12 protein-coding genes are annotated in these 16,848 nt (G+C 37.5%); 3 read left to right on the plus strand and 9 right to left on the minus strand.

Annotation, left to right across the window (positions count from 1 at the left end; genetic code table 11):
* Positions 1 to 6 precede the first annotated feature (6 nt).
* From IPP32_08750 to IPP32_08770, 5 genes are all read right to left on the minus strand, one after another.
* Positions 7 to 1,236 (minus strand): sodium:proton antiporter, encoded by a 1,230-nt coding sequence (locus tag IPP32_08750; GenBank protein ID MBL0048164.1) that lies wholly within the window; start codon positions 1,234 to 1,236, stop codon positions 7 to 9.
* Between the two features lie 364 nt (positions 1,237 to 1,600).
* Positions 1,601 to 2,452, minus strand: coding sequence for a universal stress protein (locus tag IPP32_08755; GenBank protein MBL0048165.1), 852 nt, complete (start codon positions 2,450 to 2,452; stop codon positions 1,601 to 1,603).
* Between the two features lie 11 nt (positions 2,453 to 2,463).
* On the minus strand, positions 2,464 to 4,068 hold the full coding sequence (locus tag IPP32_08760) for a GNAT family N-acetyltransferase (protein MBL0048166.1): 1,605 nt from the start codon (positions 4,066 to 4,068) through the stop codon (positions 2,464 to 2,466).
* Positions 4,069 to 4,203: 135 nt separating this feature from the next.
* The gene (locus IPP32_08765) at positions 4,204 to 4,914 is read right to left on the minus strand and encodes a Crp/Fnr family transcriptional regulator (GenBank protein MBL0048167.1); all 711 of its coding nucleotides are present in this window, start codon (positions 4,912 to 4,914) and stop codon (positions 4,204 to 4,206) included.
* Entirely contained in the window at positions 4,911 to 6,200 is a 1,290-nt protein-coding gene (locus tag IPP32_08770) for a DUF389 domain-containing protein (protein MBL0048168.1), read from the minus strand. The genes IPP32_08765 and IPP32_08770 overlap by 4 nt, the downstream gene beginning before the upstream one ends.
* Before the next feature lie 755 nt (positions 6,201 to 6,955).
* Between IPP32_08770 and IPP32_08775 the strand changes: the two genes are divergently transcribed.
* The gene (locus IPP32_08775; protein MBL0048169.1) at positions 6,956 to 11,200 is read left to right on the plus strand and encodes an HYR domain-containing protein; all 4,245 of its coding nucleotides are present in this window, start codon (positions 6,956 to 6,958) and stop codon (positions 11,198 to 11,200) included.
* 511 nt (positions 11,201 to 11,711) lie between these two features.
* Here IPP32_08775 and IPP32_08780 read toward each other — a convergent pair.
* Both IPP32_08780 and IPP32_08785 read right to left on the minus strand, forming a co-directional pair.
* Entirely contained in the window at positions 11,712 to 12,578 is an 867-nt protein-coding gene (locus IPP32_08780; protein MBL0048170.1) for a hypothetical protein, read from the minus strand.
* Between the two features lie 19 nt (positions 12,579 to 12,597).
* Positions 12,598 to 13,026 carry a hypothetical protein gene (locus tag IPP32_08785; GenBank protein ID MBL0048171.1) on the minus strand — a complete coding sequence of 143 codons (429 nt, stop codon included), beginning with the start codon at positions 13,024 to 13,026 and terminating at the stop codon, positions 12,598 to 12,600.
* 141 nt (positions 13,027 to 13,167) lie between these two features.
* On the opposite strand from IPP32_08785, the gene IPP32_08790 reads away from it, so the two are divergent.
* A complete protein-coding gene (locus IPP32_08790; protein ID MBL0048172.1) occupies positions 13,168 to 14,406 on the plus strand; it encodes a HAMP domain-containing histidine kinase in 1,239 nt (412 codons plus the stop codon).
* On the plus strand, positions 14,399 to 15,100 hold the full coding sequence (locus IPP32_08795) for a response regulator transcription factor (protein ID MBL0048173.1): 702 nt from the start codon (positions 14,399 to 14,401) through the stop codon (positions 15,098 to 15,100). Before IPP32_08790 ends, IPP32_08795 begins: the two co-directional genes overlap by 8 nt.
* Positions 15,101 to 15,377: 277 nt before the next feature.
* Here IPP32_08795 and IPP32_08800 read toward each other — a convergent pair whose 3' ends face one another.
* Positions 15,378 to 16,226, minus strand: coding sequence for a T9SS type A sorting domain-containing protein (locus IPP32_08800; protein ID MBL0048174.1), 849 nt, complete (start codon positions 16,224 to 16,226; stop codon positions 15,378 to 15,380).
* 136 nt (positions 16,227 to 16,362) lie between these two features.
* Entirely contained in the window at positions 16,363 to 16,824 is a 462-nt protein-coding gene (locus IPP32_08805; GenBank protein ID MBL0048175.1) for a hypothetical protein, read from the minus strand.
* Positions 16,825 to 16,848 lie beyond the last annotated feature (24 nt).

Below are 16,848 nucleotides of genomic sequence, written 5' to 3' on the forward strand. Positions count from 1 at the left end.
ATAAGCTTACTTTAATTTTTGGGCTAATTTGCCAACCGTTAGACCTTGAACAAGAATTGAAAAACATACAATAATATAAGTAGCGGTTACCCAAATATCTTTATCCATATTGGGCTGAATAGATAGCGCTAGGGCAATTGAAATACCACCTCTCAGTCCTCCCCAGGTGAGAATAATTAAAACCTTCTGATTCATTTTTTCGTTGATATGAACAAAAAATGCAGGAATAAAAATTGAAAAATACCTGGTGATAATGCTTATAATAACCATGAGCAAGGACGCAAAAATCAAAGTTGCATTTGATTTAATCAGCAAGAGTTCAAGTCCCATGATAACAAAAAGTATTGCGTTCAAAATTTCATCAACGAGTTCCCAAAATTTATCCACGTATTCAGTAGTAATTTTTGACATACCAAAATCTCTTGCTTTATTGCCCGTAATAATTCCTGCTGCAACCATTGCCAAGGGACCTGATACATGTAGGTAATGTGCCAGTGTGTAGCCTCCCATAACCATGGCCAATGTAATTAAAACTTCAACTTGGTAATTATCAATACTCGCTATAAGTTTAAAGCTTATCCATCCAATTGCAAGTCCTAAAATTAGGCCTCCCAAAGCTTCCTGTCCAAACAGCAGCAAAACGTTAGAAATGGTAATGTTTGCATTTGGCACAGCAAATTGAAGAATTGTAATGAACACAACAACGGCAACTCCATCATTAAAAAGTGATTCTCCCGCCATTTTTGTTTCCAATGATTTTGAAACACCAGCACTTTTAAGAATACTCAAAACAGCAATTGGATCAGTTGGTGAAATTAAAGCTCCAAATAAGAGTGAATGAATTATTTGAACTTTAATTCCTAAAAAATTAAATAAGTAAAACGTTGAAAAGCCAATTACGAATGTGCTTATTAAAACGCTGACAGTTGATAAAAGTAGAATGTTCAGCTTTTCCGATTTTAAATCAGCGAATTTTACATGTATTGCACCTGCAAAGAGCATGAAACTCAACAGACCTTCAAGTAACAAATCACTAAAATTGATTCCCAATAACTCTGTTGCAATTTTTTGCTTGATTGAAGGAAAGAAATTCCCAACTACTAATACAAGTATCGAGAGCCCAAGAGACATAAGCATCAAACCAATGGAGGCTGGCAATTTCAAAAAACGAAAATTCAAGTAAGCAAACGCTGCTGATATTACAATTATTAAGGAAATTAAGTGAAAAATATCCATTTTGAATTTTCGTCAAATATACATCTAAATTGAAGTAGAGTATATTTATTGAATTGGTACTGTTCTTTATTTCCTTGAACTGTTTTCCTGCGCTTTTGAGTATACCCTTAACTGCTCTATCTAAAGTAAATTCATAGCTATCTTCCTTTGCTTTAGCATTCGTACTTTCGTTTCCACAAGTTAATGTAATTTAGCAAAACAGGTTGTTGTAATCTAAATCGGGGCATTTTTATAAAACAACAGCTGCTTGTAGTATCATTACATTATATTGTAGGAGAATTTTGCAGTTCTTGCATACTAACTCTATGAGATCATTATATATTTTAATGTTTAGTGCGTGCAGATTAATTACGATAAAGTATCTTCATTCTTGAACAGGTACACATAGTACAGGGATTCCTGAATGGTTTACCAATTTTCTATCCGGTTTTAATTTAAAATCCTTGTCAGTGCCATGGTTTTTGCTTGCAACAACAGTTATAATATCTGCATATTCAGAGTTCGCAAATTTCAGAATCTCATCAGCATAATTATCTCCATGTGAAAGGGTTAAAGAACTTGAAATACCCTCATCTGCAAATATTTTTTGTAGGTTATTTCCTTTTATCCTCATAATCGACATATTTGAAATTAAGTGACTATCAGTATACCCAAAAAGCAATATTGTTGCATTAACTATTTTTGCAAGAACCATCACTTGTTCAATTTTTTTAAGGGTGAGGAGATTGTCATTAAAGGGGAAGACTATTTTTTTGAAATTGCATTTATTGGAATTTAAACTAAAAGTTAATACCGGTACTAGTGCGGTATCTACAACATTAAATGCGGTGCTTCCAAATAACCATTCCTTTAGTCCAGTTGTGCCATTTGAACCCATTACAATTAAATCTGCATCATAAGTATATACGGCTTGAATTATATTATCGAAAACATTACCACTATACGATGCGATTTCTATTTCAATATTATGTTCTTTCACAAGTTTATCAGACATGAATTTGAGGTTTGCCTTTGAATCATCGTTCATTTGGGTAATGATATAACCCGTGGAAAGCATGTCTATCGGTGAAACAAAAACAGGAGATTCGACAACATGAAGAAGTACAACTTTTGCAAAAGACTTTTTTGAAAGTGAAATCGCATGAATTAATGCATTTTGAGCAGTTTCTGAAAAGTCAGTAGGCACAAGAATGGTATTTAGTTTAAAATTTTTCATGGTATTTCATCTTATCGGTTAATTACACTTATCTGATTATTAGGTTTTACTTTTCCTCCGGGAGTAACAGAAATACCGCTTGATTCATTGTGTTTTTGAATTACTTCATATAAGTCACTTCTGAGATCATTCCATGGCTGCACAGTACCATATTCTCGGTTTCTTTTGAGTAATTGCAAATCTAAATCTTGGTAAATAATTGTTTCAGTATTAGGCGTTGCTTCTGTCGCAATTCCTTCTCGGGAAAACTCCACATCTGAAGGAGTGAATATTGCGGATTGTGAAAAATGTATGTCTAAATTTTCTACTCTTGGAAGGTTGCCAACACAACCTGTAATTGCAACATACATTTGATTTTCAATTGCCCTGGCTTGAGCGCAATACCTAACCCTTAAATATCCTCTGCGTTCATCTGTATTGTAAGGAACAAAAAGAATTTGAGCTCCTTTCACTGCAGCAATCCTAACAAGTTCAGGGAATTGAACATCGTAACAAATTGCAATGGCAATTTTTCCACAGTCGGTATCAAAAACTTCAATTTTATTTCCACCCTTTACACCCCACCATTTTTTCTCATGAGGAGTAATTTGAATTTTATATTGCTTTCCAATGGTTCCATCTCTTCGGAATAAATAAGATATATTATATAGGTCATCATGTTCTACATTTAGATGTGATCCGGCAACAATGTTAATGTTGTATTTGACAGATAGGTGATTGAAGAGTTTTACATATTCATCGGTAAATTCACTTAAACGTCTTGCTGATTTAGCAGGCTGTTCATTTGGCATAAACGAGAGCAATTGCATGGTAATCATTTCAGGGAATACAACAAAATCGCTGCGGTAATCAGATGCCACATCAACAAAATATTCGCAATGTGTAGCAAATTCCTCGAAATTATTAATTGTACGCATCTGGTATTGCACAGCGGCAACCCTGACGTATCGTGACCCATTGTGTTCCAATAAATCACTGTATTGAAAATTTGTCCATTCGAGATAGGTAGCGTAACCACAAGACTCCTTATCATTTGGAAGGTAATTGGGTAATACTTTTTTTAGAGAAAAGCCATTTGCTAATTGTGTTGTAAGCACCGGATCAAATATCTTTTTATCAGTCACAGCATTCACATAATCATAAACATTCATTTCATTTTGATGCTTATGGTAATTTGGAATTCTACCTCCAATAGAAATCTTTTTTGCATTTAATTGAACAGCCGTTTTTTTGCGTATCTCGTACATTCTTCTCGCGAGTTTCATATTTCTAAAATCCGGGTGTACCATAATCTCCATCCCATAAAGTGTATCTCCATCCTTTTGGTGATTGTTAATATATCCATTGTCGGTAAGTTCATGCCAGCTTGATGAATCTGAATATTTGCTGCTGTCGATTAAGAGGGAACAGGAGGAGGCAATTATATCGCCATTATATTCAATGCAAATCTGCCCTTCCGGAAATATTTCAACTATGTTTTTAAATTGTTCTAACTTCCAAGGTATCATTTCAGGAAAGCAGAGTAGCTGTAAACTTGTGATAACTTTATAATCTTCAAGCTCAAGCGTACGGGTTCTTATTTTTTTTAAGATATTCTCACTTTTAAATTTTGTCATTATTCCAAATGGTGTTGATTTTTTGAAGGTTTAGAAATAGGTTTCTAAACTCACTTAACAAATGTAAAGGCAAGTGATTGGGATAAATTTGACGGATGTCAAACTTTTGGTAGAATGTTGAAATAATGAAATTTATTATAGGGCGGTAAGAGCAAATAAATTTTCAAAATGCTCTATAAAAATGATTTTTCCTTTCGTACTAATGATTTTTTTTTCTTTAAATGTAGTAAGCGTGCGACCTAAATTTTCAAGAGAGGTTCCAACATAATTTGCTAAATCTGTTCTGTTCATTTTAATTTCTGAAATGCCATCCTTATTTTCAGCAGTTCTAAATTTTTCATTTAAAATTAGAAGCGCAAGTGCGAGTCTTTCCTTAATTCCTCTTTGAGCAAATACATTTAAGCGGTTGGTAAGCACAGTAAATTCATGGCTTAGACTCACAAGAAGTTGATTCGAAAGTGAAAGAGATTTTTTTAGTAATTCAAGAAAAAAAGTTCGCTCAAGAAAAAGTAATTCACAATTTTCAATAGCAGCTACATTTAGAGGTTGGTATTCATTACTAAGTATTGGGCGATATCCAAAAACTTCGTTAGCCGCATAAATAAAAAGTATTTGTATTGAGCCATCGTAGTTTTGTTGATAGACTTTTAATTTACCCGTTCTTAAAACATAAACTCCATTTGGAAAACTCCCTTGCTTAAATAATATTTTTCCTTTTTTCAAGAGAATTTTTTTTGAATTTTCCTCAAAATATTTGCGCTCATTGGGTGGTAATAAATGCCAACCAATTCCGGAATAGAAATAAAAACCACTTAGTGCATTATCTATTTTTTCTCTTTCTTTCACTCTTCAAAAATTACCTTCATATTAGTTATCTTCAAGCGAACTAACATCCATTTTTGGATTTTAATCTTTTCCTTTTCATCCATCTCACCGGATGATTTTACAATAGCCAACCAAACAATATTTTGAAGACTATCGCTAACATTCGACACCGGTTGCAATATGACCGATTGTATAATTGGGTATTGGGTCTTTACTTCCTTAAAAATCTGTTTGCTCAATATACGTTGATTATTTAAACTATCCATTTTTAATAATAGTATCTGAATTTGTTTTTCCCTTTCCTTGAGCAGCAATTGATTACCATCTTCATCCACTTTATTTTCTTTAAGGTATGCAAAGCCTTGTTGGATTTTTAATGCTGCAGTATCAATACTATAATTCGGTAGTTTATTCTTTAATAAATTTATTTGAGCAGCTTCAATATATTGCCCACCATAGATTAATGTTATGGTCTTATGTTTTGTATCGATATTCCTTTTCAGCAAATAATCATTTGGAAAAACAGCCTCATTTTCAATAAATTTATTTGCTCTTGCTATAAATTTATTTTGTTGAACTATATCATAACCCAAATAAATACTTGGTAGTACAGTAATAATCGTAATTACCCAGACTACTCTTTTTGCCTTTATCTCATCCTGTTTTTCAGGCAAATGTTTAAATGGAAATTTCAAAAGTCTTGCAGTAATAAGTGTTGCAAGTGCAATAAACACCGTATTTATGATAAACAAATAAAATGCACCAAAGAAGAAACTAAATTGCAAAGTAGCTAATCCATACCCTGCTGTACAAAGTGGTGGCATCAAAGCGGTAGCAATGGCAACTCCTGGTATTACATTACCTTTCTGCCTACTTGAAGTAGCAAGTATTCCAGCTAATCCTCCAAAAAAAGCAATTAAAACATCGTAAATAGTTGGAGAAGTCCTTGCTAGTATTTCTGAGTGGGCATCATTAATAGGAGAAATTAAAAAATAAAAAGTAGAGGTAGCGAGGCCAACTGCGCCTGCAAATAAATAATTATACAAAGCCTTTTTCAAAAGACTTAAATCATTAATTGCCATTCCCATACCAAGTCCCATAATAGGACCCATCAATGGAGAAACCAGCATTGCACCAATAATAACAGCAGTAGAGTTCACATTCAATCCTAGAGAAGCAATAAAAATTGCAAACACCAGCACCCAGAGATTAGTTCCCTTAAAAGTTACACCGGCATCAATGTTTGCAATTACCTTTTCATATTCTTCCTTTTCTTCATTGAGTCTAAAATGCTCTAAAATATTCATTGGGTGTATAAGTTTTCTTATTTCAAAGTTAATTTTAAAACTCGTTTTACGAGAATAAAATCATTTTATGATTTTTATTCATCATACTTAAACTTATGTTTCGATAAGTAAGAAGTATCAATTTTTGAAGAAAGTAAAATTGTATCTGAAGGGATTAAAGTAGAATTACAATATTTAATAATCTTAACTACAGTCTCACTGAATAGAGAAGATCAATTAATTGCTAATCTCACAATGATTGAATCAATTTATGATGGCATGGATGTTTTCATTAGGAAGGTGGTAAAAGAGCGGTAATGCTTCTTAGTACAACTATACTTATTTAATTTAGAGTAGTTTTTTATTGCTCTAAACTTTTCAAATCTTCCTTTAAAAAGTTCGACTTTTGTCCTTTTGGCTCCACTAAACCGGACAACTCAAATATTTCAGAGAGTTGTTCGGTTTTTCTTTTTGCGGAAAATTGCCATTGTTGAGGGATAGAAGTACGGCTTGATTTAGCCTTGGAGTTCGACTTTTCTTTTCACCAAATCTGATTTTTCTTATAAATCGAATTCGCTGTTTTCTATTTTCCTTTTACTCTTTATATATGGGATCACCAAAGTGCACAGATGTGCCTGTTAATCAATAATAAATCTCTCCTTTTTCCTCACAAGATTGACAACAAAAATCTGGCGCAATTAAATTTTACTTATCCATCAAATTTTGTAAGTTTGATGAAATTCAAAAGTGCCTGCATTCATTTAATCTCTACTCTTATGAAGCATTACCTGAATTTCTTCCTTCTACTTTTTTTTCATGGTTCACTGCTGGTAAGTAATACCGCGCTTTCCATGCAATCAGTTCAAATCGGGTTCATCACTTGCCCGAATGATACTGTTGTGAATGCAAATGCAAGTTGCAATGCTGTTGTAAATTATTCCCCAACACTCAACGGGATACCTCCTCCATTTGTAATCTATTCCTTCAGCGGTGCTACCATAGGAAGTGGCATCGGGGACGGAAGCGGGAGTACTTTCAATCTCGGAACAACTACTGTCACGCTTATCGCTGGTGATGCCTCCGGAACAGATACCTGCGATTTCGACATTACCGTAGTGGATGTTACTCCTCCAACGCTTACTTGTCCGCTTAATACCACGCTTAATGCGAATAACTTGTGCCAGGCTGTGTTGGGAAATTATACCCTTGGCGCGACTGTAAATCTTTCCATGACCGTTAATAGTGGCTCATCCGGAACTACTTGCACTGACGGATTCCTGGGGGGAGCCCCCGAACCTATGTGGGCAGTGCGGGTTAATGGCCTTGCATATACCAACTATCCACAGTATGGCATCTGTTATACCAATCCACCGTTCCTACAATTTACGCAGCAATATAATCTTGGGAATTATCCTTCCACTGTACAGGTTTGTTTTAATCCTTATGAAGATGATGGAACAGGTTGTGTGCCTGTGAAAAGTTGCAGTGTGCAGGTATGTCAGAATTTTACCACTCCTGCTCCCGGAAATAGTCTGACCTATACTTTGAGCATTCCCAATAATGGGCTAAATGCAAGCTGGGGTACAGTAACGTTCACACTCCAGGCTTCGGCTGTCGTACCGATTGCAACCGATAATTGCGGGCCGGTAACGCTTACACAGTCACCACCTCCGGGAACTGTCCTTGGCGTGGGCACCCAGGCAGTTACTTTGATTGCCACTGATCCTTCAGGGAACTCTACACCCTGTACCTTCTTGGTGAATGTTGTGGATGTGACTCCTCCGGTGATTACCTGCCCACCAAATGTTACCATAAACAACACCTGCCAGCATATTCTCGCAGATTATACTTCATCAACTGCTGTGAATTTGAATCTCACTGTAAACAGCAGCTCATCCGGAACTAACTGCACTGACGGGTTCTTGGGGGGGGCTCCCGAACCTATGCGGGCACTAAGGGTTAATGGCCTTGCATATACAAACTATCCGCAGTATGGCATTTGTTATACCAATACACCATTCCTGCAATTTTCACAACAATACAGTTTCGGCAATTATCCAGCTTCGGTGCAGGTTTGCTTTAATCCTTTTGAAGATGACGGAACTGGTTGTGTACCTGTGAAAAGTTGTAGTGTGCAAGTATGTCAGAACTTTACTAATCCTGCTCCCGGAAGCAGTGTAAACTATTCAATCAGTATTCCCAATAACGGTCTGAATGCGAGTTGGGGCGCTGCGAACTTTACGCTACAGGCGGCACTTAATGGAGCACAGGCATCAGATAATTGTGGAATCGCAAGCATTACACAAATTCCTGCGCCCGGAACAGTACTTGGGCCAGGAAGTCACCCCATAACCCTGACGGCAACCGACCTTTCAGGAAATACAGCCAGTTGTACCTTCCAGGTACTTGTTGTTTCAAACCAATCCCCTCCAACGTTGATCTCCGGAACGACAAACATTTGTACCGGTGCTAGTACAACGCTCACGGTAAACGGTGGTAATCCCGGCCCGGGCGGAACAGCACAATGGTTCACCGGTTCCTGTGGCGGAACATTAGTGGGCACTGGTAGCAGCATTTCTGTTACGCCACCCGTTACTACCACTTATTTCGTAAGATATACCGGGCCATGTGGAACTACAAGCTGCATAAGCATAACAGTAACTGTAAATATAAATCCCGGCCCGCCTATACCTGTCGTTATAATGAATGGGCCTATTCAACTTTGCAGGGGTGGAAGTGTAACACTCACATCCTCTCCGGGTACATCGATTCTCTGGTCAACTCTTGAAACAACTCAAAGTATAGTCGTTACCCAACCGGGCACTTTCCGCGTAAGCGATACCGACCTGAATGGATGTACCGCTTATTCTGATACGATCGCAGTAACTTTCGACCCTGGCAACATCGCTCCCTTTACACCTCAACATGGGGCACCCTATATGTATGGATTTGAAGATGCTGTTCCCCCGGCACTGTTTTGCGGGATGAGCATCAGCAATGATAATTATCCACCAGATGTGAAACAGTGGGAAACTTCCTCAACAGCTCCTAAAAGCGGGAACAATCACATGGCTATCGATGCCAATGCAGATGGAATAAGCCCGAAAGATGATTGGTTTTACACCGCACCGCTAAATCTCCAGGCCGGTAGATTGTACCGTCTTTCTTTCTGGTATCGGGGCACCAATGTTTCCAATACTGAGCGGCTCGAAATATTTTCAGGAAATTCTCCAGATGTAGCAACGATGATGCTGAGTTCATCTATTTATACAAAAACTAATATTCAGAATGTAGCTTATGTTTTAGATTCAACCTCTAATTTCTTACCTGCTTTTTCAGGAACTTATTACTTTGGTTTCCATGCCTATAGTACTGCCAACCAGGCCAGCCTTTATATTGATGAAATCAGGGTGAAGGAAGTTACAGTTACGGGTTTAGCTGTTGCTTCCTGTACGACCATACCGAGTATGTATGATCAGCTATTTGTTCAGCCGATTGCGGGTGCTACCAACTACCGCTATAAAATAGTGGGAACAGGTGGACAGGCCAGTTACAACTTTGAACATTACCGAAATAATGGCAATATTGATTACCGTTTGAAATGGGCACCGGGAGTAATTTATGGTTATACTTATAACATTTCTGTGGCTTATTATAAAGACGGAGTTTGGAGCCCTTACGGAGTATCCTGCCCTGTAACACTTGGGCCATTCCCTTCCATTAACTTGCGTAATAACCCCTCAACTGTTGCAGGCCCATGTGATTATTTGATCACTGACCTGAACGACAGGTTCTTTACAGATTCAGTATCCGGAGCAAACGACTATATGTATAAAATAGTGGAAGATACTCCAGGAATAGGTTATGATTATAACCAAACTTTCCAGCGCAATAATGCTAACCTGGATTACAGACTGCTGTGGGCTTACCAAGCTTCACCGCTGGTTGAGCGTCCCCGCTTTGGTTATAGCTATGAAGTTCAGACACGTGCTTTGGTTGGAAAAACAGGAGTGAACTTTGGTAACCGTGCAGGAGAATGGGGTAACTATGGGGCAAGCTGTAAACTGGATCTATCAGCAACCCCGCCGACAACGAGCCTTACAAGCTGTGGTATTACCTTAACCTCGATGAACGATCAGTTCTTCACCACAGTTGTTAACGGAGCCACCAATTACCAGTATGAAATCAGTGCACCGGGTTACCTGAACACGGTTTACAGGAATAATGCAAATACAGATTATCGCATGATCTGGATACCGAACAACGTTGCACCGGGTGGACCAAAATACGCAACAACTTACAGCGTGAGAGTGAAAGCTTATGTGGGTGGGGTTTGGTTAAACTATGGCCTAGCATGTACGATCACCACTCCTGCAGCACCACAAGCCAATGTGCCTGCACTTTGCGGTGTGACACTTGGAACAGGCCAGTTCAATGCTACAGTATACGCACTGAATACTGTTGGAGGCTTGGTTATTCCAGCTGCAGCCCAGTATGCATTTCATATTCAGAATGTAGGGGGAGTTGCTTATAACAAAACCTTCTACAACTTCAATGCAAACAACACTTTTAATCTTTCCAGAACACTGGTGTGCTGCGGACAGCAAAACCTGCTTCCAAATGCGACCTACACAATAAAAGTGGCTTACTATGCGGGTCAATGGAGTGCAGAAGGCCCTGCTTGTACTTTTACTACAGGAGCTACGGTTCCACGTTACTCCGCCTTTGCACAGGAGGGTGTAGAATCAGCAGCAGGTTTATTGAGCCTGAGTGTTTATCCTAACCCGGTTGGATTAGGAGAACAATATTCGATAGAACTTCAGGGCATAGAAGCAGCGAACCAAAAAGTTCAGGTTGCTATCTATAATATGGTCGGTGAAAAAGTATATCGCGCAGAGATCATCACCAAAGAAGAAGCGATCCTAACCATCAAACCTGAAGTTGCATTGGCACCCGGAGTTTATATGGCTGAAGCGCTGGTTAATGGAACTATTTACAGAACAAAGTTCATGTTGAAATAAGAGATTTTAAAATTTAAAAAAAGAGGCTTTCTCATAATTTTGAGCAGCCTCTTTTTATCTCAAATTTATCCTGGTACCTATCTTAAACTGGTTTCGAATATCTTCAAAGCAAATTCCTAATTCGCTTCTATTCAATTTTTTACCCTCATCAAAATATCAATATCAGCATTGTTTTGGTTCGATATTCGGTCGGTCCGATTCCCTCTCGCGCGAGTCTGCGACTTGTGCGTTATTGTAATTAAATCTAGTAAAGCTTAATGAAACCAAGTAGTAATCCAAAAAATAATTCCAATAACATCTATAAGAATCTGCTGGAGTTAAGTGAAAGAGTGATCTTGAACTTCTTGAAAAAATCAATATAATCTTTGAAAAAAGATTTACATACACGCACAAGTCGCAGACTTGCGCGAGAAACAAGGTGCTATTATGCCGAGCAGAGCTCTACAAGTTATAAACCTAACGAAGCAAAGCTTCGTGGGTACTGAGCTTTGTAGGTGATGTATTTAGGAATTTAACATCCAATATTCCCAAGAGGAATACTAAATTTTTGTGCTACATTTTGGCCTTTGTTGCTTGCCGGATTCCAGAGCGGCATGCCTGAGAATACCTTCAGGATTATTTGTGCAGCCTCGCTTTTGTTGCTTACTCCAATCAATGAAACATGCGTTAATTGTCCTCGTGGATTAACAGTAAAATTTAAAACAGCACCTTGCAAGCTATCAAATACATTTTTTGTTGAAGCGGCAGCTCTGACATGGTCATTGATGTATCGGCTCATTCTGCTATATCCTCCAGGAAAGCTTGCTTCACTATTTGGGATAACGGTCACTGTTGTTGATCCTGTAATTATTGGGTTTGAATTTTGTTGTCGGCTATTCAAATTCTTTAAGCGGAATTTAATTTTTACGGATAACTCTTCTCCAAATTCCGCTTTGAATAAAATGCTTTTTTGTAATGTTGTTAATTGATCGCATACGTTGCTTGCAGTTAAGACCAAGTCTTTGTGGGTAGAGGAAATTTCAACGGAAACATATTCCACTGCACTGTTATATCCACCAATAGGATAGAGGTAATAGCCCAATGGGTAAACAATTTTTCTCAACGAATCCAATCTGAAGCGTTCCTTACGCGGCATGGACAGCCTTGTCCAAAGTTCAGGAGAAATATCACTCACATAGCTTGCTGTTTCAAGGATTTCTTTTTGGGCAGCAGGATTGAATCTTCCTCTGTAAACGAATTTACTTTCATTGCTTGCCTTCTCATGGATTTCTTTTTGATTCTTCGAATTCGATCCTCCTGAAGCATTGAAAATGCTGTCTTGTGCTACAGCTGCAATAAACAAGAAAAGTAAAAGCGATACAAAAAGTTTTGTTTTCATAGTTTTTTCAGTTAACGGTTTATTTGGATTGACCGGCCTTCATAGCCAGTACGTATTTATACACTGCATCTTTTTGTTCGGACGATAAAAAGGCTCTTTTCGCCATTTCATCAATAATTGTTTTCCACTTGGATTCACTGCGTTCATATATGCTGAAAGCGCTATGGCAATTAATGCAGGATCCTTTAGAATAAAGGAAATGACCTTGTTTCAATTTGCTCAGTGTAACATCGTTAAATTGTTGTTGGATTGCAGCTAGATCCTTTTCTTCGGGCGGATAAATTCCAGTGGCAGGTTTTACAAAAACAAAATTTTCGGAGCTTGAAGAAGGAGCTTTTGACGTTGAAGGAGTCGTTTCTGTTTTAGTATTTTTCTTACTAATGTTACATGCCGCAAGGATAGCAAGGAGGGTAACTATTAAAATCAAATCATGGCTTTTCATTTTCATAGGAATTAATTCTTGGTTTTAGTTATGCCACAAATGTAGCGGCTGCTTTTTCCTATTTTGTTAGTGAGTAGTTATTGAGCTGTTAATGATTTGTTAAAGTCCTTTTTCTCCTTGAAAATTAGCTAATTTTGAAACGCTCTAATGATGCCCAACCGAAACAATTTATTTATTGCCATTTCTTCTCTGGCATTGCTATGCTTGCTGATCATACAGCTAAACTGGATCTTTGAAACAGCTAGTATCAAAGAAAAATTATTTAGTGAGAAAGCAAATATGGTTTTAGCACGTACCACCGAAGCACTGTTAACTGACACCCAAACCTGCAGGCAAATCGAAAGATCAGTTGGTGAAAATGAAAAGCATAAAATTGACTCCATCTTTAAGTACTACATGAATTTTTACAACTTTCATGTTGACTATTCATTTGAAGTCATAAAATCAACTGCACAAAAAGCAGCAAGCAACGAACTCTCCTCTGTAATTCCATATCCGGGTCAACCAGCCTGTTACGAAAAAGGGTTGGTTGAGCTATCTAAGAAGACCGGTTTCGAGCTAAGGCTTGTCCTTCCTGAAAAAAGGGGATTTATTAAGGCAGAGTTGAAATCACTTTTTATTGTTTCAATCCTGCTCATTCTAGTGGTGCTCTTTCTATTTTACCGCATCATTCTATCGCTTAAAAAGGAGAAGGAAATATCGGAACACACAACAGATTATTTAAATAATATGACGCACGAGTTTAAAACTCCGCTCACCAATATTGCGCTGGCAGGGAAGATGATGGTGAAGGATGCAAACATCCATAGCGAAGAAAAAATAAAACACTATTCAGAGATTATTCTCGAAGAAAACGAAAAATTAAAGTTGCAGGTCGACCAGGTCTTAAGCATGACAGCCCTGGAAAGAGGGGAGATTCGCCTACAAAAAAAAGAACTTGATTTTCACCAACTTATTACTGACTCCATAAAACACATCGGCATACAGGTCGAGCATAAAAATGGAACCTTGAAATTAGCATTGAAGGCTGAACGATTCAGAGTACTTTGCGATGAAATCCACCTCACAAACGCATTGAGCAATTTAATCGATAATGCAATAAAATATTCTAAAGCTAATCCCGAGATTCAGCTTAACACAACTAACGCGGGGCACAATTTACAGGTAGTTATTTCAGACAAAGGAATTGGAATCGAAAAGGAATATCACAATAAGATATTCGAGAAGTTTTTCCGTGTACCCACAGGAGATGTGCATGATGTAAAAGGTTTCGGGCTCGGCTTGAGCTACATTAAAAATATTTTGGAGCTGCACCAAGGCAAAATTGAAGTTGAAAGTGCGAAGGGCGCAGGCACCACATTTACAATTACATTGCCTTATGTATAAAGACAAATTGAAAATATTACTTGCTGAAGATGATCTCAATTTGGGAATCCTATTACTCGATTACTTGGAAGGGGAAGGTTTTGAAGTAAAACTTTGCAAAGATGGGGAGCAGGCCTTGAAAGCTTTTTCAGCCGGAACTTTTGATTTGTGTTTATTGGATGTAATGCTTCCAAAAATGGATGGCTTTGCTATTGCAAAAGGCATCCGTGAAAAGGACAAAAGCATACCGCTTATTTTCATTACGGCTAAATCATTAAAAGCAGATAAACTGAAGGGCTACACAATTGGCGCAGATGATTATATCACCAAGCCATTTGACGAAGAGGAATTACTCTGGAAAATTAAAGCAATTGTGCGCAGGATTCCTGAGAACACAGTTGAAGTTGCAAGCGAAGTAATTTTTATTGGAGCATATAAATTTGATTTTGTGAATCAGTCACTAAGCCTTAATGCTACAAAAAAACGCATCACTGAAAAGGAAAGTAACATCCTTCGCTACCTATCCAATCATCGCAATCGTGTGATCAGGAGAGAAGATCTGCTAAAAGAAATATGGGGAGTGAATGATTATTTTTTTGGTAGGAGTCTGGATGTGTTCATTACAAAAATTCGCAAATACCTCAAAGATGATCCGAGCTTAAGCATTGAAAATATTTTTGGGGTTGGATTTATTTTTAATGTGCCTGAAAATTAGTCTACTCTTGTTTGCGCTGTTTGCTGCAATCCTTTAATTTTTGTGAAGAAATAATAAAAATCATGGCTGATGATAAATTGGACTTTTTCGTCATTTAACGAATTAATATCAACTTGCTTAGCACTAATGACAATAGTCCTTTAAAAATGGATGTGTTATGATGCCAAGCAAAGCTCAATCAATTATAAACCGCACGAAGCAGGGCATCGTGGTTAGAGGGGTTAGCAAGCAGGAAATAAATTTTGCAGCCTTCCGAAAAACCTGTCGTGCCCTAAAATTATTCCAAAATAATTTTTTGAATACGCGTATTTATAGAAGAAATTTCTTTTAAAAAATAGATGCCGCGTGCATATTGAGTTAGATCGAAAGCAGCAGTTTTTCCGCTTTGAACTTTCATTCGCATAACTTCACCTCCCATTGAGTTCATTAAAATAAATGAAGCATCAGCAACTGATTTGTTTTCAGGAACAACCAAGTTTAGCTTCCCTTTACAAGGATTTGGAAAAAATGAAAATTCAATTGGACTTTCAGCAAGAGTTGAAACGGATAGTGGAGCCAAATCAAAACCCATGTCCTGCCAAGTACCGCTTGACGCACTTCCTGTTATTGCATTCACATCCGGAGAAATAATTTTTCTACCCAAGTTATTGTTGGTTCCTAGTGTGAGCCAAGAATTAACTAATACCGAATCAAAAGTAAATTGTATAATTAAGGTTTGAGTTGAATCGTATACAAAGGGCGTCGTTAAACTAATAGGAAACCAACTGCCTGATGTTCCTTGTGGAATTGAATACGCTGCTTCACTCAAAACAGTTGTTAACCCTGTAAAAAAAGTATTGCCGCCTGTGTATGCAGTTGCAGTTGTTTGTCCCATTTTAATGGAATAGTTGTATAAAGTTTGCCCTGCTGTAACATTACCGTATTTGTAATATAAGGTTATAATGTTTCCGGAATGCACATTCGTTAGATCTGATGGTAGAAATATACATTGACTTTTAGCACAGTACGATGGTTGGCTGAATAAAAATGTACTCCCGCTTAAACCACCTGATTTATATACTTGTTGGGCATTCATGCTCACTGCGGTTAGCAGAATGAGAGAAATAAAAAGTAAAGATTTTTTCATCTGATATTTTGTTTTTGGATTAGCACATGAAAGTACAAAATTTTTCCGAATAATTATTCAAAAAGAAGCTTAATTACTTCTTCAAAATCAATGACTATAGCCCAAAAGAAAATGCAGGCTTTTCACAATCGCTTCCTTAAAGCGATTCAATTTCTGCTAAGCCAATTTTCGCTCTCAACTCTTTAACTGTCATCGTTAAAAGCGGCTCATATTCGAAATTATGATACAAGTTGGTTTGGGTATTTCGGCCGCGCTTAAATGCTTTTAATACAGCACCAGGATGCATAAATAAACCCACGAAAACTGCTCCGAAATTTAGGAACCAAGCCACAAAATAGTTTTGACAACCACTTGCAATTTCCCAGGCACCAATTTCGGCTTCACCACGCCAATTGGCAGGATAGCCTGTTAGCACATGGTGTATATCGTGAAGCTTAGCCACTTTAATACGTGACGGAATATTGGGTAAATAAATTGGAAAGCGCCCTACACTGATTGAAAAATATTTTGCTGAGTAGGCGTCTTGCGGGATTTTGAAACGATTAAATAATAGATTTAATGCATCTTTAATTAAAATATCGTCCTTATAAACTTCCATATCCAAGCGTTTATTGATTAGGTT

This window comes from Bacteroidota bacterium (assembly GCA_016721765.1).
GTDB lineage: Bacteria > Bacteroidota > Bacteroidia > UBA4408 > UBA4408 > UBA4408.